Here is a 22,490-nt window from a genome sequence, read left to right as displayed (position 1 = left end):
TCGAGACCCCACAGGCGTAGCCGAGGAGGCCGGGCACCTCCCCGCGGAAAGCGAGTGGCTGCAGCGCAATGGAACGAACATGGGAGAGCACAATACCGATAAGACAACAAAAGCGAGTCTGTGCCTTGACGACAGACTCGCTTTTCTTGTTTTACTCCTTATTCTTTTTTAACAAACGTAACCCATTTAACGTTACAAGTAATGTCGCTCCCATATCGGCAATGATGGCAATCCATAGTGTAAGCCAACCAGGGATGACTAGTAATAAAGCTACTAATTTTAATACGAGAGACAGTGTAATGTTCTGTTTAATAATGGATCGGGCTTTGCGGCTTAATTGAATCGTAAATGGAAGTTTCGCTAAATCGTCTTTCATAAACACGATATCAGCCGTTTCTAGCGCGACATCGGAACCGGCCCCGCCCATTGCCACTCCAACATTTGCTGTTGCTAGTGCAGCTGCATCATTTACTCCATCCCCAATCATAGCTACATGACTGCCTTTTTCACGAATGGATTGTACGTAAGATACCTTTTCATCCGGTAGTAAATTCGCCTTTACATTAGTCATTCCAACTTGCTTCGCTATTACGTTTGCTGACGCTTCATGATCACCTGTTAGTAAGATCGTTTCTTGAACGCCCAACTTGTGTAGGGACTTGATTAAACTCTTGCTTTCTTCACGGACTGAGTCAGCTAGAGCCATCAAACCAAGGACACGTTCTTTTGTTGCTAGAATCACGACGGTTTTGGCTTCGCGTTTCATTTGTTGAATCGTTTCTTCTGCTTCTACTGATAAACTAGAAACTTGCTTGATATACGCTTCACTTCCTACATAATAAATCGTTTCTTCTATCGTCCCTACAATTCCTTTGCCTGTGATCGACTCAAAATCAGTGACTTCGACTTTCGACTGACCGATCTTATCTTCAGCATACTTAACAACAGCAACGGCAAGAGGGTGCTTTGAGTTTTGCTCTAATGATGAGATGATTTCTAGACTTTTTGCTTCATCTACACCTTCTGAAATCCAAACGTTCGTTACTTCCGGCTTCCCTTTCGTAAGTGTGCCTGTTTTATCAAAAGCAATCGCTTTTATTCGTCCTGCTTCTTCTAGATGGATTCCCCCTTTAATGAGAATGCCATTGCGTGCTGCCGTCCCAAGAGCTGTCACAATGGAAACAGGAGTGGAAATAACTAACGCACACGGGCAACCAACCACTAACACAGCAAGCCCTTGATAAATCCAGACACTCCAATTTCCCCCAAAGGCTAGTGGTGGAATGATGGCGACAAGAATGGCAATAAAAATAATAATCGGTGTATATACTTTTGCAAAGCGATCAATAAACGCTTCTGCTGAAGCTCGTTTCGATTGTGCTTCTTCCACCAGCTTCATCATTTTGGAAAGAGTTGAGTCTTCATTGCGTTTTGTAATTTCTACTTCAAGCTGACCTTCTTCATTTAAAGTTCCCGCAAATACAACATCCCCTATTTGTTTCTCAACTGGAATCGATTCACCTGTTATCGCTGCTTGGTTAATCGATGATGCCCCTTTTAGAACGTTTCCATCTACGGTAACTTTTTCTCCTGGACGAATCATCACCACTTCACCAACAGAGAGTTCATTCACATTAACATCGACCCACGAGTTGTTTCTCCTCGCTCTTGCCATTTTCGGTGTATGTTCAAACAACGAGCTTATTGACTTGCGAGCTCGTTCCATTGAGTATGTTTCAAGCATTTGACTGATAGCAAAGAGAAAGACGACAACGGCTCCCTCTCCCCACTCGCCTATAATCGCTGCCCCGATAACGGCAATCGTCATTAACGTTTTCATATCAAAGCGCGCTTTAGAAAGATTTTTTAAGCCTTGAAGAAAAAGCCGATAACCGCCTATTGCCATAGACGAAGCATAAAAGAAAATGGCTAAAGTCCCTTCTCCATGTAATCCGTGAAAGACAAACCCCATTACTAATAAAAGGCCAGAGAGAATCGTTTTCCACGTAGTTGGAGAGTTCCATAGAGATGTTGTTTCTATTTCCTCATCTTCTTGATATAGTTTCAAATTTTCAAAGGATCCTTCTTTTTCGACTTCCTCTTTTGTCACACTGCCGATTACCGTAATCGTTGAAGCCTGAAAATTCACTTCTGCCTTTTCTACTCCAGACAACTTTTTTACATTCTGCTCAAACTGAGCAGCACAGCTAGCTCAGGAAAATCCTTGGACTTGATATTTCATTTCCTTGCTCACCGGCTCACCTCCTCTTCTTGATGATGAGCAATTGCCGTCATTAACAACGTTCGGATGTGTTCATCATCAAGAGAATAAAAGACAAGCTTCCCTCTTTTCTCACTTTTAGCAATACGAAGGTTTTTTAGATGACGTAAATGATGAGATGCTGTTGCATTTGTCGTACCGATAATCGAAGCGACATCACAAACACATAATTCCTTCTCCTGGCAGAGGGCATAAGCGATTTTCACCCTTGTTTCATCGGCAAGTACTTTAAACATGTCCGCTAAGCGATCAAAACGCTGATTTAATAATTTATTTTTCACATTTTCAACTACTTCTTCATTATAAAAAAAAACTTCACATGTATCGGTTTGTTGTTGTTTTTCGCTCATTTTTCAATACCTTTCATCAATCTAATATTCAAACACTCATTTGAATATTAGTATATTCTAGTTTTCTATAAAAGTGCAAAAAAAAGCGAGTAAAGGAACAAAACAGCTCCTTACTCGCTTGGCCTTAATATGCAGCATAGTTTTTCGGATAAAATCTCATTCATCGTTTCTTCTTTTAAACGATAGTAATTCCATTGCCCTTTTTTCTCACGCTCGATAAAACCTGCATCTAATAATATTTTAATATGATAAGACAGTTTTGATTGTGGGATATTAAGAATATCTGTTAAATCACAAACACACGTCTGCCCCCGAACACATAGTTCATTTAGAAGGGTTAGTCTCTTTTCATCTGCTAAAGCTTTGAACTTTTTTTCGTAATATACTGGGTCAAACGTGTTCTGACTTGTTTCGAAGCGAACTGGAATTTCCATTGTCAGCCTCCTTCATCAATTTTTATTGATATACCAACTATATCATGGCAACTAAAGCGATCGCAAGAAACTGGAGGAAAGAAAAGTTTTAAATAAAATAAAAACGAGAAAGCTCGTGATCTAGCCATCTCGTTTTCTGAGTAACTTGGAATGAAACCTTTGAGTGTACCTAGGAATTCGAATAAAGTCTTTTTAACGTCTCTTTCATTTTAGGCAACTCCTATTATAATTCCGATCCTTTTAGCAGCAGTCATTTTGTCCAAGTAATGTAAAGCCGCTCCCGCTCTCATCTTTTATATAATCAAGTGTTAAAGATTCTGTTTCTTTTTCGATGGCTTTATCAATCGCTACCGTAATTCCTTGAATCTTTTCTACTGTATCTTCTTTAGCTGCCTCATCCAGAGACAGTCCAATTTTAGGACTACCTCAGCCCATGCCGGCAAAATAAAGGCGAATTCCCTTTGCTCGTTTTTGTTTCAGTGTTGTTTTTAACTGTTTTGCTGCTAGTTTTGTTATTTGCATCATGTTCCCTCCCTATATGGTTAATTTCTTTAGTTGCTCATAACCAATTGCTAATTTGAGTTGCCACGGGATCACGGCCACTTGCTTTGACTTTTTCACTGCAACAAGGTTGATCCAATTCATCTCCGAAACGGAACGGGCTTTTAAAACTGGGTCTGTCGTGTTCGTTGCGGCAAAGCTTTGATTAATCACCCACCAGCTTGGTTGAATCTCAGCACGTGCTAAATCATCTTGTAGACGGGTCGCTTCATGGACTGGTGTTGCTTCAGGCAATGTGACGATCACAACATCCGTTTCTTTTTCGTTTCGTAGTCTTGGTAGTAGCTTTGTAACGGATTCTGGTACTTCTCCAGTTGCTCGCTCTAGCTCCTTGTGATAAGACTGGGCTGCATCTAGAAGAAGCAAGGTATGTCCTGTCGGAGCTGTATCAATCACAACAAACGAATCCTTAGCTTTTTCCACAACATCGGCAAATGCCCGGAAAACGGCGATTTCTTCTGTACAAGGTGAGTTTAAATCTTCTTCTAAATATGCTAGACCATTTTCATCAACCGTTTCTCTTGCTTTTGATAACACTTCATCTTTGTACGCTTCTACCTCTGCTTTTGGATCAATTCGACTGACCGTCAAACTTCCCTGAACTTGGTTTCCTAGTACATAAGACAACTGTTCAGCTGGATCTGTCGTTGTTAAGTGGACAGAATGACCAAGCTCGGCTAGTCCAACTGCAATCGCTGCTGCAACGGTCGTCTTTCCGACTCCTCCCTTGCCCATTGTCATGATGACACCTTGCTTTTTAGAGCCTACTTGCTGAATCAAATCTTTTAACTGTGACGTAGCTGTCGTACTATCGCTCTCTTCGTTTGACTGTTCTGAGTGTTGATTAGTAAATAATGAGCGCAAGTTATCGATCCCTGTTAATTGATACGGAACATAAGGAAGCTCATACGTCACTAATTCACGTAGTTGGTTCGGCATCTGTGCTAATGCTTTTTCTTGTCTCTCATAAAAAGCTGAGGAGACTGAATCTTCTTTTACATAGGTTTGAAGTTTGCCATTTACTAAGAGAAGCTGGTTCGAAAGTCCAACTTGTTGCAATTCCGTTGCCGCTCGACTTGCTTCTTGAAGAGCTGATTCATCTGGTCTAGAAACGAGCACGAGAGTTGTCTCCTTCGCATTTGATAATGCATTTACAGCTTGAGCGTACAACTCCTTTTTTTCACCTAAACCTGATAAAGGTCCAAGACAAGAGGCACCATGAGTGCTGTCTTCAAGAAATGACGACCATGCTGTTGGCAGTTGGAGCAAACGAAGGGTGTGGCCGGTTGGTGCTGTATCAAAAATAATATGATCATACACACTTGTACGCTCTGGATTCGTTAAAATAGAAGCAAATTCATCAAAGGCTGCAATTTCGACCGTGCAGGCACCTGAGAGCTGTTCTTCCATTTGCGCAATAACAGGAGCAGGAAGCTTATCTTTGTATGGACCTACTACTTTTTCACGATAAGCAGCAGCGGCTTCTTCGGGATCAAGATTAATTGCTGATAGTCCTGGGACAGTAGGAATGGACGTTGTTTCATAGCCAATTTCAACTTCAAAAACATCTTGTAAGTTGGATGCAGGATCTGTGCTTACAATTAATACTTGTTTTCCTTCATCAGCAAGAGCTACGGCTGTCGCACAAGCTGTTGACGTTTTTCCCACTCCGCCTTTACCTGTGAAAAACAAGTAAGGAGTGACTGTTTCCGACGTTGGGTTGAATTCTATCGTCATAGGAGCTCGATTCCTTTTGATTTATTCTCTGTTTTTGTTAATTCACGAACCGGAACATCCGCCCAGTCGGCAAACTCTTCATTTGTCGGGTAACGCCCTGCTAGTTTTACTTCTCCATCAACAATCACAGCCGGAAGAGCATCAGTCCCTTTTGTATTTAACAGCTCTTGAACGTTTGCTTCATCAATAAACGCTTGTGGCTCCGAACCGAGATTAAAACGAACAATATCAATATTCTTTTTTTCTAATAGGAAAATAGCTGTTGCAACACGCGTTAACTCTGGGTCGACACTCGGACCGCATACCCCTGTTGCACAACACATAGCCGGGTCATAAATTCTAATTTTAGACATCCTACGTCCTCCTTTTAATGTGTATAGACCGAGAACATTGAAAAGGTGAAAACCGACCTTTTTCACTACCCTCGTATAAAATTAAAGAGAGGTCTGCCCCTCTTATTTTCCGGTTTCACCGAATGTTTTGATGCGTTCTCCAATTTCATCACGTACCCGTTGGAAAAACGCCCATTTTTCTTCATCTGTTCCTTCGGCTTTCGCTGGGTCATCAAAGCCCCAGTGAACACGCTCCTTGTTAGGCGGTGTTGCCGGGCATACATCATTCGCATGACCACATAATGTCACAACTAAGTCTGCTTTCTTTAAAATCTCTGGATCAATCGTATCAGATGTTTGACTTGAGATATCGACACCTGCTTCAGCCATTGCTTTTACAGCATTCGGGTTCACACCATGTGCTTCAATTCCAGCAGAGTACACATCATATTGATCTCCAAGGTATTTTTTCCCCCAGCCTTCTGCCATTTGGCTTCGGCAAGAGTTGCCTGTGCATAAAAAGTAAATAATTGGTTTAGACATTATAATTGCTCCTTTTAATATGTTTTTTATGATGAAGATGCTCAAGTTGGACATCCACTTACAAAATAATGACAAGCCACAAATACAAACCAACTAACGTGATAAAGAGAGTTGGAACCGTTAAAATGATTCCGACTTTAAAATAATAGCCCCACGAGATTTTCATTCCTTTTTGTGCAAGAACATGAAGCCATAAAAGAGTCGCTAACGAACCAATCGGCGTAATTTTCGGACCTAAATCAGATCCTATGACGTTGGCGTAAATGAGCGCCTCACGCATGACTCCTGTCGTATTCGTCTCCGCTATCGCTAACGCATTAATCATAACAGTCGGCATGTTGTTCATAATTGAAGACAAAATAGCTGCAATGAAACCCATCGCAATCGTTCCAGTAAACAAACCTTGATCCGCTGATCGTTCGATCACAACTGCAAGCAAGTCTGTTAACCCAACATTTCGCAATCCATAAACAACCACATACATCCCGATTGAAAAGACAACAATGGCCCAAGGTGCACTTTTTATAATTCCAGCAGAACTTAAAGCTGGATTATTTGCGCTAATCGATCGGAAAATAAAATAAAACACAATGGCAATTGGCATCGCGACAAACGATACTGGTAAGTGAATAAACTCACTTACGAAATAACCAATAAGTAGAACCGCAAGAATATACCAAGATAATCTAAATAGTTTTGGATCTTTAATTGCTTCAACCGGGGGTTTAAGCTCATTCACATCATAGCTTTTTGGAATGTCTTTTCTAAAATACAAATACAACACAAGAATACTTGCACCAAGTGCGAAGAAATTCGGGACGATCATTCTTGATGCATACTCAACAAAACCAATTCCAAAAAAGTCAGCTGATACAATGTTGACCAAGTTACTTACCAAAAGCGGTAGTGACGTCGTATCAGCAATAAATCCACTTGCCATAATGAACGGTAAAATCATCGCTTCTTTAAAACGAAGAGCACGAACCATCGCTAATACAATTGGCGTTAAAATAAGAGCTGCCCCATCATTGGCAAAAAGGGCTGCCACAACAGCTCCAAGCAAGGAAACGTAAAGGAACATTTTGACGCCGTTCCCTTTAGCAAAGCGGGCCATATGTAAGGCTGACCACTCAAAAAATCCAATCTCATCTAAAATTAAAGAAATAATAATAATAGCAACAAATGTTAACGTGGCATTCCATACAATTCCTGTTACCGTTACAACATCTTGAAAATCGACTACACCGACAAGCAAGGCAAGAACAGCACCAATCGATGCTGACCAACCAATCGAAAGACCTTTTGGTTGCCAAATGACAAGAACGAGGGTAAACAAGAAAATAACCGATGCTAAAACAACCGCTGTCATTTTCTCAACTCCTTGTTTTTCAATCTTTAATCACAACAATTTACGCGTAATCCACGCTTTTCTAAATCAATTAACCGCATCTTTTGACTCGGAATGTGCCCAAGCAAATTTTCAACTAATGGATACGTTTCGTGACTTTGGTTCAAACGGTAAAAAATCCATTGTCCTTTTCTTCTTTCTTCAACGAGACCTAAATCTCTCAACTTACGAAGATGTTGACTTATGGACGGTTGACTCATTTCAAACAATTCGACGAACTCACATACACAACACTCATCTTCGGATAACATCGCCAACATTGTGAGACGCGTTTTATCGCCTAAAAGCTTTAATACTTTTGCAGCCTTATCAATTTCGACAAAAGAGATTGCTTCGTTCATCTACATCAATCCTTTCTTCTCTGCACCATTATATAATTATATACTTATATACGCAATTGATTTTATGTTAAGAAAAAGTAAAGGATAAGTAAATTTCCTTTTACTTATCCTTGTTAGAGTCTCTATTTAATTTAATACGTATTCATCAAAGAATCTTTGATACTCTTGTGCAGGTTGTAAACTAACGATTCGTCCTACTTCTACTCCATTTTCATAGTGAACAACTGTAGGAGTCGATTCAAGCTTATACTCATCCCAACCCTCTTCAAACTCTCTCAAGTTATATTGAACTAAGTCAATTCCAGATTCATCTGCGAGCTCTACTAAAACTGGTGTTGCTTCCTTGCAGTATGGACAAGTTGAGCTATAAAAATAAACCGTCACCGCTTCATCATTCGTTAGCTTTTCTTCTAATTCAGCTGGCAGAATGACATTTTCATAGTTTGGATCATCTAACAATTCAACCGTAGCTGGGTGAAGACGCTCTTTCCCAAACGGATTCCCAGACGCTTTTTGTGCAGAGTTTAAATTGGATACTACAATTAACGCAACAAAAATAAGGATAACGACACTTCCAAAAAGGATTATTTTTTTCATTATTCCCCTTCCTCCTTCAATCGTTTCAAGATCATAAAACTACAAATAAAAATAATCGTAAATGCTGTTAGAGCAAGAAATGGGATGGTCACAAAACCAAACCAGTTTATATATTGACCTGTGCAAGGAACTCGTCCGCAAGCTGGAGCCGTCTCAGTAAAGAATGGGATTTTTTGCAAAGCGTAATGATAGCTTGATAGACCAATACCAATAAAAGAAAAGACGGCCGAATACAAGGCAACAGTTGCATCTTTTTTAAGAATCCCAATGACAAAAATAATCACGATTGGATAAATCACAATTCTTTGATACCAACAAAGTGTACAAGGTTCATACATTTTCACTTGCGAAAAGTAGAGTGAGCCAAGAGTTGCTACTAACGACGTAATCCATGCGATAATAGCCAAATTCTCTAATTGCTTTTTCATGTATTGTCCTCTTTTTCTATAGACTCAAATTCAGATTTATTATACAGACAATTAGTGCCCATTTCTACTACAAAACATTGACAATAAAGAAAACAAAAAAAGAACTATCTCCTATTTATCATTGGAAGATAGTCTTTTTCCTACTCTATTATTAGTCCTGATGCAGCAAGGGTAATCGGACCTGAATAGTGTTCAGCTGCCTCTTTTACTAACTGTTCATGATTCCCTACATGCGGAAGGTGTGATAAAAGTAATTTTTTTGGGTTAGATTGCTCTGCTAACCTCCCAACATCCTCACTTGTCATATGTCCAAATTGAGAGATTGAATCCCTTTTATAGCCACTACATTCAGCAATTAATAGATCTGCGTCTTTAGAAAAGGCAGCAAGTTCAGCAAAATAGCTAGAATCGGCTGTATAAACAAATACCTTACCTGCCTTGTTTTGTATTTTCATCGCATAACAAGGAACAGGATGATTGGTCTTTAAAAAGGTGAATGTAAAAGGTCCTATTTCGAGAGGACTTTGATCGTTATAGGAAATTGCTTGAACGACCTCTTTATATCCAAGCTTTGCGAAAGCTTGCTCATCATCTCTATGTCCATAAATGGTTGCATCCTTCATCTTCGTTCCGATCCCTTTTTGAATGATGCGAGCATATTGATAGGCACCTATATCTGCTTGATGATCATGATGATAATGAGATAACACAACGGCATCCAAATCAAGGAGTGAGCAATAGGATTGAACAGCAGAAAGAACCCCACTTCCACAGTCGAGTAACACTTTATACTCATTTTCTTCGAGCAAATACCCTGAAGTCGCTTCTCCTTTTTCTGGATAGCCGTGCCAATAGCCGACAACGGTTAGCTTCACTTTTCTTCACTTCCCCAATTTGATTGTAGTTCTTCAATTCGCTCACGCTCTAATAGTAGAGCTAGCTCTGTCATTAATTTTTTTTGTTCGAGCTCAGCTTCTGCATCTGAAGCACATTCTTGTAACCGCTTAATTTTTTCTTGTTCTGTTTGTTTATCCACCTATAACACCTTTCTCTAGTTGTAAAATACGTAAATGGAGACCCGATCAAACGTCCTTCTATCCCTTATTCATTATACACTTATTCTTCGTTTCTAAACGTACTTTCTCCATCTAGTTGGCATGTTTGACGTTTCGATCCAAACAAAAAAGTTCCCTCATAGCCAGTGGCTACAAGAGAACTTTTTGTATTATGCAGGGTATACGCTCACTTGTTTGCGGTCACGTCCAACACGCTCGTATTTCACAACGCCGTCTGTTTTAGCAAATAGTGTATCGTCTCCACCTTTACCTACGTTCACACCAGGATATACGCGTGTTCCGCGTTGACGTACTAAGATAGAACCACCTGTTACAGTTTGACCATCAGCACGCTTAGCGCCTAAACGCTTAGACTGAGAGTCACGTCCGTTCTTTGTACTACCTACCCCTTTTTTCGATGCGAAAAATTGAAGGTTCATTTTTAACATGGAATTCACCTCCCGATTGTTTCATTGACTTTCATATTAAGTGACTTTCATATTAAGGCTGTATTCATCAGCAATCGCCTGAAGGGACACGACCATCCCCTCAAGAAGAAGCTGGACTTTCTCAAATGTCATCTTATCTAAACCATTAGGAACATGACAGCGGAGAAAACCACCTTCATCCTCCATTTCAACGTCAAGCTCGACTCCACAAAGGGCATCAATCGCATTCACGCATCCGAAAGAGACAGCTGAAGCTCCAGCACAAACGATATCATGACCATGCGGACCAGATTCTGCATGTCCACTCATCGTAAAAGAGACAATGTTACGTTCGTCGTTACGACAAATCTCAACCGTAATCATAACTTATGCGTTAATCTTTTCGATTACCACTTTTGTGTATGGTTGACGGTGACCTTGCTTACGACGGTAGTTTTTCTTAGCTTTCATTTTCCAAACGATGATTTTCTTCGCGCGACCGTTTTTCTCAACTTTCGCCGTAACTGTTGCGCCTTCAACAAAAGGAGCACCAACTTTCACCTCATCGCCACCTACTAATAGAACTTTATCGAAGCTAACTGTTTCACCAGCTTCTGCGTCTAATTTTTCGATGTAAACTTCTTGGCCTTCTTGAACCTTAACTTGCTTACCACCAGTTTCAATAATTGCGTACATACTTGCACCTCCTCATATACTCAGACTCGCCATCCTAGGTAGGTATCAAAACCTTTGTCAACCTGTTCTGTGCGGTTATAGTTGTTTGGGTGCGACCAAATAACTAACAAACGAAATTGTAGCATAATTTCTCACTAACTGTCAATGTCTTTTATTTTGCTTTTAGCCTTTCTAACTGGGCAACAGCTTCGTTCATATTCCCAATGTAGCGAATCGAAAATTTCTCTTCTTGTAAGTGTTTATTGGGATAAACGAGTATACGAAAACCAAGTGCTTCTTCTAAGCGTTTCAAATGCTCCCCTTTTTGCCCAAATAACACCGTTGAAATGACAGCTGGCAATTCAAGAACGATTGCTTCTTCACTCATTCCCCTATGCTCCCACAGTTGACGTTCAATTTTAAACGCCTGTGCTTCATCAGAAAGAACGACCCCTTTTCCGCTACACGTCGGACATGTTTTTGAAAGGCTCGCTTGAAGGTTTTGTCTCACTTTTTTCCGCGTCATTTCTAGTAAGCCAAGCCCTGTAATGCCGAGCACATTCGTCTTTGTTCGGTCATGTTTTAGCGCTTTTTCAAAGACGTTTTTCACATGCTCCCGGTCTTCTTCACGCTTCATATCAATAAAATCAATAATAATGATACCGGAGATATCTCGCAGGCGTAATTGTCTGGCAATTTCAATTGCTGCCTCACTATTTGTTTTTCGTACCGTATCATGAAGATTTGTTTTACCTGTGAATTTCCCTGTATTTACATCAATAACGGTTAGAGCTTCTGTTTGGTCGATCATTAAGTAGGCACCATTTTTCAGCCAAATCTGTCTGCGTAGGGCACGCTCAAGCTCCTTTTCAATCCCAAAAGCAGAAAAAACATTCTCCTTCTCACGATAGAGGGAAAGAGATTGCTGAAGCTTCGGAAAAGGCTCTAGCAGCTCTTTTAGCAATTTGTATTCATCAATCCGATCAACGATTATTTCTTCAATATTTGAAAATGAGAAATCACGCACCATACGGTCAATCAACCCTGAATCTTGGTGGATTAGAGCAGGCGCTTTCTTTTCTTTTCCTTCTTTCCATAGCTCCTGCCACAATTTACGTAAAAAATGAAGCTCTTGTGTAATGATCTCAGGCGCTTTCCCTTCGCAAGACGTTCGAATAATGACGCCCTCTTTTCCCTCTGTGATCGCTTCACCAACCTCGCGCCATCGCTCACGTTCACCCTCACTCGAAAAACGACGAGAGACACCGACATAGTTCCCTTCTGGCATAAAAACAAGAAACTGGCCAGGAAACGACACAACGCCTGTTAGACGAGGTCCCTTCGATCCGAATCCTTCTTTTGTTACTTGAACGAGTAATTCCTCACCTTGTTTCACAAATTCAGAAATGCTACGCTCTTTTTTCTTCTCTTCCTCTTCATTGGAAAGATGAAATGAAAGCAAGTCATCACGATACAAAAAGCCATTTTTATCGCGCCCAATATCAACGAAAGCAGCTTGCATCCCAGGGAGAACATTCACGACTCGTCCTCTATATACGTTGCTGACAATTCGGTTTTCAAGTGTCCGTTCGACCATCAGTTCAACGACACGGTCATTTTCAACAACCGCCGCCCTTCGTTCTCTTGTTGCCATATTAAAATATAGTTTCTTCAATGAGAAAAGCTCCTTTATCCCAATCTTTCCTCCATTGTACCAGTTTCAACCTGAAAAGTCGTGAGACCATATACGGCTCACGACTTTCATTCCTATCTTTTTAGTTGTTGAATAAGTTGAGACAAAGAGGCATGCGGTTTGTTGTTCGTAAAATGAAGTTCAAGCAATTCTTTTTCTTCAATCACGTGGGCAGTCCCTGTTTGTACTTGAAATACTTTGTACAATTGGTAGCGTCCTCTTTTAAGTCGTTTCATTGCTTCTTTTAATGGCAATGTATCCTTAACGGCAACGACAGACTTTTCTGTCGCCTGCATAGTGCGCCGTGCCATCAGAAACCGCATAAACCGGTAGTGACGCTGTTTGTATTCCAAGTAGTTTGTCAAAAACAAAAACGTAATAATAACCCATAAATTTAAATGATAAGGAAACCATATCAAACTTATAAAAACCATAGCGAGCAAGACAAAAGAAGATGTCCACCTTGAAATAGTCAGTGCTTGAACATACGGAAATCGATACGTGTACCATAGCTGCACGAGACGGCCACCATCTAGAGGAAGAACAGGGATTAAATTAAATAGTAAAATCATAGCATTATGCCAAATAAAAAGATGATGATCCGTGCTAGTCCAAAATGGAAATTGAACTAAAAAGTACGACAGAAGCATCATCCAAATATGTTGAAGCGGCCCGGCAAGAATGACAATCAACTCTTCATGAAAAGGACGGTTGCCTACGTCTTCCACTTCCGCTACGCCACCGAATGGCAAAAGTTCTATTTTGGTAATCCGCCATTTAAAAAAGTGAGCAGCTAGTGCATGACCTAGTTCATGAATCAAAACAATACTAAAAATCATTAAAACTTCACGAAAGTAACCAGTAAAGACCCCAATTCCGAGGACGAACCAAAATAATGGGTTTACCTTAAACTTCGCTATAAGTTCTCTCATGCTACTCAAACGAAATAACTTCACTAGGATTGATGTATTTCTCGCCGTCCTTTAATGCAAAATAGAAAATTCCTTTTTGCGCTTCTTCGTTTGTTGAAACCGTTCCTACCTTATATCCAGCTTCAATATGGTCATACACGTTTACTTCGACTTTATCTAGCATTCCATATACAGCTTCTGTTCCATCATAATGCTTGACCGTTACTGTTTTGCCAAGGTTACCCCCCTCTTCATCAGCTCCAACTCTACTCACTTGTCCACCTTTAACAGCTTCAATCTCTGCATTCATTCCTGTTTCAATTAGAATTCCTCTTCCATCTTGATCAAAATCCTGACTGATAATTCCTGAAGCTGGTACAGCATACACCATTTCTACCTGTTCATTCGGATCACCTTGCGCCATATTTTGATTGTTTGGAAGAAGAGCTAAAGGGCGTCCAAATTGGTTTTCATACCAATTTGCAATTGCTGCGAACTCAATCTCCTGCTCATATGTCTGCTGTACTAATCGTTTAGCTCCCTCTGCTTGTGGAACGGTTGATTGAAACAAGATCGCGGTCATGAGAAAAATACAAACCGCTGCCATTAAGCGAAACAGAAAGTAATCTCCTTTTTTGCCATGTAGCTTTGGTTCTTTCGGCAACGAAGAAGGTGGCATATAAAAATCCGGCTCGTCCCTCGCATCCTCTTGACGGTGCATCAACATTGGGACTGTTCGTTCTCGATGCTTCGTGTGTTGATTTATTTGGCGGCGCCTATTTTCTAACTTTTTTCGTACTTTATTTAAATTTTTAGACATATGCTCCCCCATCCTTTTTTTCGTACAAGTATACTTAACTATATGACTTGTCCGCTTGTGATATGACATAATAGGGGTAGATTAATTGGACAGCAAATGAAATCTATTAAAAAAGGAGGAGATTAAAGATGAAGAAAAGAAAACTTGGAACTTCTGAATTAGATGTAAGTGAAGTGAGCTTAGGATGCATGAGTATTGGAACAGAAATGAATCAAGCTAGGAGGATCATTGATACGGCCTTAGATAGTGGAATTAATTATTTAGATACAGCTGACTTATATTATACAGGGCTCAATGAAGAAATGATTGGTGAGATCATAAGAGATAAACGAAAAGATCTCATTTTAGCGACAAAAGCCGGAAATCGATTTGAACGAGGAAAAGAGGGTTGGAGCTGGGACCCTTCGAAAAAACACATCATGTCAGCGGTTAAAGATAGTTTGCTAAGACTTAAAACCGATTACATCGATTTATACCAGCTTCATGGCGGGACAATTGAAGACAACATCGATGAGACCATTGATGCGTTTGAACAGTTGAAGCAAGAAGGCGTGATTCGCTATTATGGCATCTCCTCTATTCGCCCAAATGTCATTCGGGAATATGTGACACGTTCATCAATTGTAAGTATCATGATGCAGTATAGCCTCTTAGATCGCCGTCCTGAGGAATGGTTTTCCTTTTTAGAGGAACACGAAGTAAGTGTTGTGGCAAGAGGCCCTGTCGCGAAAGGATTGCTAACGGATCGTAACCTAGACCATATGTCTGATTCCATAAAGCAAAAAGGCTATTTAACCTACTCGTTTGAGGAGCTTGCTTCTATGCGCGCTCAATTTGCTTCAAAGCTTGACGGGCGTCCTCTTCAGGCATTTGCTTTGCAATATTGCTTAAGCCATCCCGTTGTTGCATCTGTTGTTGCTGGAGCAAGCAGTCCTAAGCAAGTTCAAGATAACATTCATGCGGTTGAATCTTTTCATGTATCCGTTGAAGAAATCGCTTGGCTTAAAGAAACAACAAAACAGGAAAAGTATGAGCAACACCGGTAAAGAGGCTTTTATGCTATTGGGCATATCTAAAATTATGTCTCTTCTAGCTATTACACTAAAAAAGCTGCTTTTGAGATCCCCCACTCAAAGCAGCCTTTTTGAAAACCTTTGTTATACACGTACTTTATCCATAAGTATTTCTCTCATAACGGAACCGATTTCAGGTAAAATGATTCGTTCCATCGCTAGTTGAATCGCACCAGTCGGCCGAGGCATGGAAAAGATCGCCTTCCCATCGCGTACACCTGCAATTGCACGACTTAAAATCGCAGCTGTACCGATTTCTTCCTGAAAACTCAAATGACGAAACAACTCTCCAAAACCAGGCATCTCTTTATCTAAGCTATCTCTTACAGCTTCATGAGTCGTATCATGAAGGGCAATACCTGTTCCGCCTGTAATTAAAATCGCATCAACATCTGCTCGAATGGCGGCAATTTTAATCCAATGTTGAATTAAGCTATATTCAGCATTCACAATTTGATACTCTGTTACACAATGGCCTTTTTCTTCTAATAACGATCTGATTAATGCTCCACTCTCATCATCCTCGTATGAACATGAATCCGTTACCGTCAACACCATACAGCGAATGCTCTTTGTAGTTTCTTCCAAATGTTCTTCCATCATCGTCATGTATTTTGGCCTCCTATTTTTTAAAAACCACATTCTTAAAATCAATCATAACATAGCCTTCTCCCTCTTTTACCGGAGTTTGCCAAATAATTGGTACGATGCCCAAAAAGTGAATCTCACGTAGGGAACGATAACTGAACTCGTTTCATCCTAACTCTCCGTATGAAATCAAGTTTATTGGCTAAATATGAACGTCACGTACTATATGACTACGTAAAAAAAGGCAAGTATCTATGTAAAACAGACACTTACCTTTTGTTCATTAACGAACGCTAAATAACTTTTTAATTTTTGCAAACATTCCTTTTTGCTCATCCAGAGCCATTAATGGAACCGTTTCTCCAAGAATCCGTCGCGCAATATTTCGATAAGCGATTGATGCTTTGCTCGTTGTATGTAAAGCAATCGGTTCTCCTTTGTTGGAATGCTTGATCACTTCCTCATCATCTACAACAATCCCAAGTAGATCAATAGCTAAAATGGACGCAATTTCATCAACATCGAGCATATCACCATTTTTCATCATATGGCCGCGAATACGATTCACGATCAATTTAGGCGACTCAACATCTTCTTGCTCTAATAGCCCGATAATGCGGTCAGCATCGCGAACTGCTGAAACTTCCGGAGTGGTTACGACAATGGCGCGGTCCGCTCCTGCAACAGCATTTTTAAACCCTTGTTCAATTCCAGCTGGACAGTCAATTAACACATAATCATAATCTTGTTTTAACTCGTCTACGATGACTTTCATTTGTTCAGGTTCAACGGACGTCTTATCTTTTGTTTGTGCAGCCGGTAATAAGTACAAGCAGTCAAATCGTTTATCTTTAATCAATGCTTGCTTTAACTTACAACGACCCTCAATTACATCAACGAGGTCATAAATAATTCGATTTTCAAGACCCATGACAACATCAAGATTGCGGAGCCCGATGTCTGTATCCACTAAGCAAATTTTCTTCCCCGAAAGCGCAAGGGCGGTGCCGATATTAGCTGACGTTGTCGTTTTCCCAACGCCACCCTTCCCACTTGTAATGACAATTGCCTCTCCCACGTTGATGACCCCTTTCTCCAATGCTTTCTACAAAGTATTTAAAAAGGACGAGCATACGGTATCCTTTTAAGTCTAATAGAAAAAAATTACACCAATAGATGCGTTTCATTCTTTGCGAGTTCAGGATGCGACTGAACAAGTTGTTGAACGCGACCAATTTCAAATGATTTGTTTTCATTTAAAAATGCACTGGCCATCATTTGTTCTATCTTCTCTTCCTGTTCAAATTGCTTAATATGATCTGCTATTCTCAGTTGAGAAGGAGCTAGAAGCGAAGCGGAAATAACCGCTTTCTCGTTGCCTTCATAGCCTGCATGAGCAATCCCTCTTAAGGCTCCCATCACGTAGATGTTGCCTTTAGCAATGAGCGTGCCTCCTGGATTAACATCCCCAATTAGTAACACATCCCCATTAACACGAAGGACTTGTCCAGAGCGAACAATACGCATTAAAGTGACCGTTTCTGCCTCTTGACGCAATCTCTCAGATTCTTGTTTTGATAGAACACGAGATTCAAATTGCTCTACAGCTAAATTACGCCCTTCCGTTATGACGCGTTCCAATTCAGCTTGCTCATGCTCTTGTAGAAAACGATAGCCTATATCGACTTTCACAAGAACATCTGGTCCTTCAGATTGCTGGTAATGCTTTGATGATAGCTTTTCAATCAATTCTTCTACTAAACTCTCATAAGAGCAACGATCATCAAGAAGAAAAATGAGTCCTTGCTTCGTTCCTTTTATCGTAACATATTGCTTTTTTTGAACCATAGTTGTGTCCACCTCAGCCCACTCTCTCCCTTTTTTCATAGTAAGAGAGAAAAGAGTGATATTACGTTAATTCAACATAAGTTTCCTAAAACCCTTCTTTCCATTGAAAGAAGTTGTAGAAAAACATCGGAATTTCACCTCTCCCGGAGGTTCGCTTGTTTTTCTACAACAGAGAACAACTTTTTTACAGGATAGTAAATAATAATCGCAAACGTGAGATTCAATAAAAGTCCTGGCAAAAAGCGCTCTTGAAAAAATACTAATGCATGTACGTCTGAAATTCCGATCAGGAAATATAACCCGTATTGGTAATATTCGAATAAGGAAAGAGCTGCCGTTACTATAAGCAAATGAAACAAAAGTGAATCTTGTATTTGCTTGTAGGAATAAGCAAATGCATAACCAATAAAACCAAATCCGAATAAGTACACACCTAGTAATTGAGTGTATACAATATCATAAATAAGACCAAAAACTAGTCCGTACACTAACGAGCTATGACGACCAAAATAAATGCCGATATAGACGATGATGACAACGAGAAACCGAGGAACGAGTGTCACATCAATATCATGATGCGAAGGAGTAATCAATTGAAACCAAGTACCTTCTATAACCAACAATAAAAAGATGAATGTAGGAATATAGAAGCGACTCACGACGGTTCCTCCTCTAGCAACTCAGGGTCAAGAGATGTACTAGTTCGCTCAATAATATATACATAATCAAGCGCGTAAAAATCAGCGGTTGGCTCAATATAAGCATTTTGCGTCAACCCATATTCATCTGGCTCGACATAAACAATTTCACCAATTAAAAGTCCACTCGGGTAAACGCCGCCTTTTCCTGATGTCATAACCATCTGATTTTCTTCGATCTCGGCTTCAATATCAATCTTTCTCATAATTAACAAGCCCGTATCAACATCATACCCTTCAATAAATCCATATTCAGGCTGATCCATCGAAATCATGGCTGACACTCGGTTTGTCCGATCATTATCTGATAGCAGTTGAATGCGCGAAGAAAACTCACTCACTTGCTTCACTTTCCCAATCAAGCCGCCTTTTGAATCAATAACACCCATGTTTGGTTCAATTCCATCATCTGACCCTTTATTTAAACCAATATACTCGGTCCAACGATCCGGACTTCGGTGAATGACAACCGCCGATCTCATTAAATAATCATTCAAACTTTCATCTAATTCCAACATCTCTTTGAACGTTTCATTTTCATTTCGAAGCAAATTTCGTTCAACTGAAATTTGCGCGTACTCTTCTAACCTTGCTTTTAACAATTGATTTTCTTCATAAATACGGCGGATGTCTCGGACATTTTCAAAGAAACCCGATACAGCGTATGCGGGTTTCATAAAAATGGTCTGCACCCATCCAACAGCATCTCTTACGACCTGTTCTGGTCCTGTCACTTGCTCTCGATCCATACGAGAGTACCCAATCAAGGCAACTAAGATAATAATGCTGACAAGAAGAATAATTAATTTTTTATTTGAAAAGAAGGATGGCATGCCAGACACCTACTTACAATTTTCTATCTGAGCGAGACGTAATCCCAGCTTTCGAACGGAATAAATGAAGGTTCTCTAATGCTCTCCCCGTTCCAATCGCCACACAATCTAATGGGTTCTCGGCAACAAGAACTGGCATATTCGTTTCATCACTTAATACACGATCAAGGTTACGCAAAAGCGCTCCCCCACCAGTAAGAACAATGCCGCGATCCATAATATCAGCTGCAAGTTCTGGTGGTGATTGTTCTAACGTGTTTTTGACTGATTCAATAATGGTATCAACCGTATCGGCTAAAGCTCCTGCTATTTCTTCAGCTGTTACCGTAATCGTCTTTGGCAAACCTGTTAACAGGTCTCTTCCTCGAATGTCCATATCGTCAACACCCTCAGGTGCACCGGCCGATCCAATTTCCAACTTCAGAGCTTCAGAAGTACGTTCCCCAATCATAAGGTTATACTTTTTCTTAATATATTGAATAATGGATTCATCCATTTCATCACCAGCTACGCGAATCGATTGACTCGTCACGATTCCACCAAGTGAAATGATGGCAACTTCTGTTGTACCTCCACCAATATCTACAACCATACTACCAGTTGGCTCCCAAACAGGAAGGTCTGCACCGATTGCAGCTGCAAAAGGTTCTTCTAAAGTATAAGCCTCTTTTGCCCCAGCCTGTTTTGTTGCGTCTTCAACAGCACGCTTTTCAACAGCTGTAATTCCAGATGGTACACAAACCATCACAGAAGGTTTTCTTGTAAAAATAGAGCGATTTTTTATCGCTTGTTGAATAAAATATTTTAACATTGTCGCAGTTGTATCAAAATCAGCGATTACCCCATCTTTCATTGGACGAACAGCTACAATATTTCCTGGTGTACGACCAATCATATTTTTCGCATCATTTCCTACTGCTTCAATTGAGCCTGTATCAGTTCTTAGTGCAACAACGGACGGCTCACGAACGACAATACCTTTGCCTTTCACATATACGAGCGTGTTTGCTGTTCCTAAATCAATTCCTATATCTTTTGAGAACCCACCAAACATCTATGTATCTCCCTTCATACAAATCCGAAATCATAACCTTCATTATAACGAATAATCATAAAAAAAAATAGCCTTAAGTTCCCCAAAATTTTACACGAAGCTACAAATGAACCTTTTTCTCCAGATCCCACTCTTCAAATGCACAAATATCAAAGAAAAAAGGCAACAACTTTATGTTACCACTCTCTTCACATCGTTGCTATCTCTCTTATTCGCTCCTTCCAAGTTCGTGCCTTTTATTATATGACATATCCTTGTTCCTTCAGACTTACAAATTTCCGATCGCCAATAATAATATGATCGAGAAGTTCAATTCCGAGGACTTTTCCTGATTCTGTTAACCGTTTCGTCACTTCAATATCCTCTCTACTAGGAGTGGGATCTCCTGAAGGGTGGTTATGCAAGCAAATAATCGAGGCGGCCGAACGACGAAACGCTTCTTTAAATACTTCACGTGGGTGGACAATGCTCGCATTTAAACTACCAATAAAAATCGTCTTCCTAATGAGTACTTGATTTTTCGTGTTTAAATACAAGCAATCAAAATGTTCTTGTTGCAAGAAGCGCATATCTTCCATCACATAATTGGAAACGTCCTCTGGAGACCGAATAACATAGCGATCATCCGGTTGTAGGCTATGAATGCGTCTGCCTAGTTCAATCGCAGCAGCGAGCTCGACAGCCTTCGCTTCACCAACCCCTTTTACCGTACACAATTCCTCAATAGCAGCGTCCTTTAATAACAAGAGTCCATCAAATTTGGCTAACACCTGCTGCGCCACTTGTAAAACCGACTCATGTCTAGTTCCACTTCTAAGCAAGATCGCAATGATTTCTTGATTGGATAATGCCTTTGCTCCTTCTTGCAGCAAACGTTCGCGTGGTCGTTCCCGTAGCGGGACATCTCGAATGAGGAAGGACGGATGTGACAATGATCAGCACTCCTTTCTACTGTGCACATAAAATGGAGATTTTATGAAATTTTGATGTGATATTCATTTTGCTACAATGTCGGAACAATACCAAATTTCTTTAATTCTCTTATCGTCCTCGCTAGCGGCAAGCCAACAACAGCGAAATAATCACCGACAATCCGCTTTACCATAAAAGCACCGAACCCTTGAATTCCATAGCTACCTGCCTTGTCAAATGGTTCATGGCTTCTAATGTACATGGATATCTCATCATCTGTTAAAGGATAGAACTCTACATCTGTCTTTTCATAAAAGGTAATCGTTCCTTCCGCTGAACAGATTGCGACCCCTGTGTATACACTGTGAGTCTGACCTGATAGCATTTGAAGCGTTGCTCTCGCTTCGCCTTCGTCTTTTGGTTTTCCTAATAGTTGCTCTCCAAATGCGACAACGGTATCTGAGCCTAAAACGATGGATTCTTGATGAGTGGACCACACATCTTCTGCTTTTTGTTTCGCTAATTGTTGAACAACCTCTGCTGGAGCTAAACCCTCCTCTACGGTTTCTTCGATCGTACTTGTTTGAATGGAAAATGGGATGTGAGCTTGTTCTAATAGCTCTTTGCGCCTCGGGGAACCGGAGGCTAAAATGAAAGGTTTCATGAAGGGAGTCACCTCGACAATCTTTTTCTTTTATTGTACAAGGTTATACGTAGAATACCAAATTGCACATGCTTTAACTATAGACATGTTAGAAAATCTTACTGGTGGCTTTTTGAGTGAAAATCCTGTTCACTTGTTTTAAAAGTTACATGCTCTATACATGTCCGTTCCATTACGCTGCAACCACTCGCTTTCCGCGGGGAGGTGCCGAGCCTCTATGTCCCGC

Annotated in this window: 27 protein-coding genes and 1 other annotated feature; of the genes, 1 reads left to right on the top strand and 26 read right to left on the bottom strand. The window is 40.4% G+C overall.

Annotated features, from left to right (window positions below):
* Positions 1-151: 151 nt before the first annotated feature.
* From JCM9140_RS17090 to JCM9140_RS17010, 18 genes are all read right to left on the bottom strand, one after another.
* Complete coding sequence (locus tag JCM9140_RS17090; RefSeq protein ID WP_081727748.1) at positions 152-2,242, bottom strand: heavy metal translocating P-type ATPase; 2,091 nt, start codon at positions 2,240-2,242, stop codon at positions 152-154.
* A gap of 8 nt (positions 2,243-2,250) precedes the next feature.
* Positions 2,251-2,631: an ArsR/SmtB family transcription factor gene (locus JCM9140_RS17085; protein WP_034749307.1), complete on the bottom strand. Its 381-nt coding sequence runs from the start codon at positions 2,629-2,631 to the stop codon at positions 2,251-2,253.
* A gap of 110 nt (positions 2,632-2,741) precedes the next feature.
* Positions 2,742-3,065, bottom strand: coding sequence for an ArsR/SmtB family transcription factor (locus JCM9140_RS17080; RefSeq protein ID WP_034749304.1), 324 nt, complete (start codon positions 3,063-3,065; stop codon positions 2,742-2,744).
* A 534-nt stretch (positions 3,066-3,599) separates the two neighbouring features.
* Positions 3,600-5,363 (bottom strand): arsenical pump-driving ATPase, encoded by a 1,764-nt coding sequence (gene arsA / locus JCM9140_RS17075; RefSeq protein ID WP_034749301.1) that lies wholly within the window; start codon positions 5,361-5,363, stop codon positions 3,600-3,602.
* Positions 5,360-5,716 (bottom strand): arsenite efflux transporter metallochaperone ArsD, encoded by a 357-nt coding sequence (arsD, locus tag JCM9140_RS17070; RefSeq protein ID WP_034749298.1) that lies wholly within the window; start codon positions 5,714-5,716, stop codon positions 5,360-5,362. The genes arsA and arsD overlap by 4 nt, the downstream gene beginning before the upstream one ends.
* 102 nt (positions 5,717-5,818) lie before the next feature.
* Positions 5,819-6,238: an arsenate reductase (thioredoxin) gene (gene arsC, locus JCM9140_RS17065; RefSeq protein ID WP_034749295.1), complete on the bottom strand. Its 420-nt coding sequence runs from the start codon at positions 6,236-6,238 to the stop codon at positions 5,819-5,821.
* Between the two features lie 58 nt (positions 6,239-6,296).
* Positions 6,297-7,607, bottom strand: a complete 1,311-nt coding sequence (locus JCM9140_RS17060) for an arsenic transporter (protein ID WP_034749292.1) — start codon at positions 7,605-7,607, stop codon at positions 6,297-6,299.
* A gap of 26 nt (positions 7,608-7,633) precedes the next feature.
* A complete protein-coding gene (locus JCM9140_RS17055) occupies positions 7,634-7,987 on the bottom strand; it encodes an ArsR/SmtB family transcription factor (protein WP_034749289.1) in 354 nt (117 codons plus the stop codon).
* Between the two features lie 126 nt (positions 7,988-8,113).
* On the bottom strand, positions 8,114-8,584 hold the full coding sequence (locus JCM9140_RS17050; RefSeq protein WP_034749286.1) for a thioredoxin family protein: 471 nt from the start codon (positions 8,582-8,584) through the stop codon (positions 8,114-8,116).
* Positions 8,584-9,012: a disulfide oxidoreductase gene (locus tag JCM9140_RS17045; RefSeq protein ID WP_034749284.1), complete on the bottom strand. Its 429-nt coding sequence runs from the start codon at positions 9,010-9,012 to the stop codon at positions 8,584-8,586. The genes JCM9140_RS17050 and JCM9140_RS17045 overlap by 1 nt, the downstream gene beginning before the upstream one ends.
* Before the next feature lie 140 nt (positions 9,013-9,152).
* Positions 9,153-9,887: an MBL fold metallo-hydrolase gene (locus JCM9140_RS17040; protein ID WP_034749281.1), complete on the bottom strand. Its 735-nt coding sequence runs from the start codon at positions 9,885-9,887 to the stop codon at positions 9,153-9,155.
* Positions 9,884-10,048: a hypothetical protein gene (locus JCM9140_RS23915; protein WP_156314910.1), complete on the bottom strand. Its 165-nt coding sequence runs from the start codon at positions 10,046-10,048 to the stop codon at positions 9,884-9,886. Before JCM9140_RS23915 ends, JCM9140_RS17040 begins: the two co-directional genes overlap by 4 nt.
* 189 nt (positions 10,049-10,237) lie before the next feature.
* Positions 10,238-10,516: a 50S ribosomal protein L27 gene (rpmA, locus tag JCM9140_RS17035; RefSeq protein ID WP_034749278.1), complete on the bottom strand. Its 279-nt coding sequence runs from the start codon at positions 10,514-10,516 to the stop codon at positions 10,238-10,240.
* Positions 10,517-10,552: 36 nt separating this feature from the next.
* A complete protein-coding gene (locus JCM9140_RS17030; protein ID WP_034749275.1) occupies positions 10,553-10,879 on the bottom strand; it encodes a ribosomal-processing cysteine protease Prp in 327 nt (108 codons plus the stop codon).
* 3 nt (positions 10,880-10,882) lie between these two features.
* Positions 10,883-11,191 (bottom strand): 50S ribosomal protein L21, encoded by a 309-nt coding sequence (rplU, locus tag JCM9140_RS17025; RefSeq protein ID WP_034749272.1) that lies wholly within the window; start codon positions 11,189-11,191, stop codon positions 10,883-10,885.
* A 12-nt stretch (positions 11,192-11,203) separates the two neighbouring features.
* Positions 11,204-11,278 (bottom strand) — a sequence feature (ribosomal protein L21 leader region).
* Positions 11,279-11,342: 64 nt separating this feature from the next.
* The gene (locus JCM9140_RS17020) at positions 11,343-12,845 is read right to left on the bottom strand and encodes an Rne/Rng family ribonuclease (protein ID WP_052002347.1); all 1,503 of its coding nucleotides are present in this window, start codon (positions 12,843-12,845) and stop codon (positions 11,343-11,345) included.
* Positions 12,846-12,937: 92 nt separating this feature from the next.
* Positions 12,938-13,795 (bottom strand): M50 family metallopeptidase, encoded by an 858-nt coding sequence (locus JCM9140_RS17015; RefSeq protein WP_034749269.1) that lies wholly within the window; start codon positions 13,793-13,795, stop codon positions 12,938-12,940.
* A gap of 1 nt (position 13,796) precedes the next feature.
* Complete coding sequence (locus JCM9140_RS17010; RefSeq protein WP_034749267.1) at positions 13,797-14,594, bottom strand: M23 family metallopeptidase; 798 nt, start codon at positions 14,592-14,594, stop codon at positions 13,797-13,799.
* A gap of 128 nt (positions 14,595-14,722) precedes the next feature.
* Here JCM9140_RS17010 and JCM9140_RS17005 point away from each other — a divergent pair, with 128 nt between their 5' ends.
* On the top strand, positions 14,723-15,640 hold the full coding sequence (locus JCM9140_RS17005; protein ID WP_034749264.1) for an aldo/keto reductase: 918 nt from the start codon (positions 14,723-14,725) through the stop codon (positions 15,638-15,640).
* Between the two features lie 111 nt (positions 15,641-15,751).
* Here the strand turns inward: JCM9140_RS17005 and JCM9140_RS17000 are convergent, their stop codons facing one another.
* From JCM9140_RS17000 to JCM9140_RS16965, 8 genes are all read right to left on the bottom strand, one after another.
* The gene (locus JCM9140_RS17000; RefSeq protein ID WP_034749261.1) at positions 15,752-16,276 is read right to left on the bottom strand and encodes a MogA/MoaB family molybdenum cofactor biosynthesis protein; all 525 of its coding nucleotides are present in this window, start codon (positions 16,274-16,276) and stop codon (positions 15,752-15,754) included.
* A 262-nt stretch (positions 16,277-16,538) separates the two neighbouring features.
* Entirely contained in the window at positions 16,539-17,333 is a 795-nt protein-coding gene (gene minD, locus JCM9140_RS16995) for a septum site-determining protein MinD (protein WP_034749258.1), read from the bottom strand.
* An 86-nt stretch (positions 17,334-17,419) separates the two neighbouring features.
* Positions 17,420-18,103: a septum site-determining protein MinC gene (gene minC / locus JCM9140_RS16990; RefSeq protein WP_034749255.1), complete on the bottom strand. Its 684-nt coding sequence runs from the start codon at positions 18,101-18,103 to the stop codon at positions 17,420-17,422.
* A gap of 134 nt (positions 18,104-18,237) precedes the next feature.
* Complete coding sequence (gene mreD / locus JCM9140_RS16985; protein WP_034749253.1) at positions 18,238-18,762, bottom strand: rod shape-determining protein MreD; 525 nt, start codon at positions 18,760-18,762, stop codon at positions 18,238-18,240.
* Entirely contained in the window at positions 18,759-19,634 is an 876-nt protein-coding gene (gene mreC, locus JCM9140_RS16980) for a rod shape-determining protein MreC (RefSeq protein ID WP_034749251.1), read from the bottom strand. The genes mreD and mreC overlap by 4 nt, the downstream gene beginning before the upstream one ends.
* Before the next feature lie 13 nt (positions 19,635-19,647).
* Positions 19,648-20,688, bottom strand: a complete 1,041-nt coding sequence (locus JCM9140_RS16975; protein WP_034749249.1) for a rod shape-determining protein — start codon at positions 20,686-20,688, stop codon at positions 19,648-19,650.
* A 239-nt stretch (positions 20,689-20,927) separates the two neighbouring features.
* On the bottom strand, positions 20,928-21,620 hold the full coding sequence (radC, locus tag JCM9140_RS16970) for a RadC family protein (protein WP_034749247.1): 693 nt from the start codon (positions 21,618-21,620) through the stop codon (positions 20,928-20,930).
* Between the two features lie 71 nt (positions 21,621-21,691).
* Positions 21,692-22,264: a Maf family protein gene (locus tag JCM9140_RS16965; protein WP_034749245.1), complete on the bottom strand. Its 573-nt coding sequence runs from the start codon at positions 22,262-22,264 to the stop codon at positions 21,692-21,694.
* Between the last annotated feature and the right edge of the window lie 226 nt (positions 22,265-22,490).

The organism is Halalkalibacter wakoensis JCM 9140 (genome assembly GCF_000513095.1).
Taxonomy (GTDB): domain Bacteria; phylum Bacillota; class Bacilli; order Bacillales; family Bacillaceae_D; genus Halalkalibacter; species Halalkalibacter wakoensis.
This window is presented reverse-complemented; position numbering and strand designations above follow the sequence as displayed.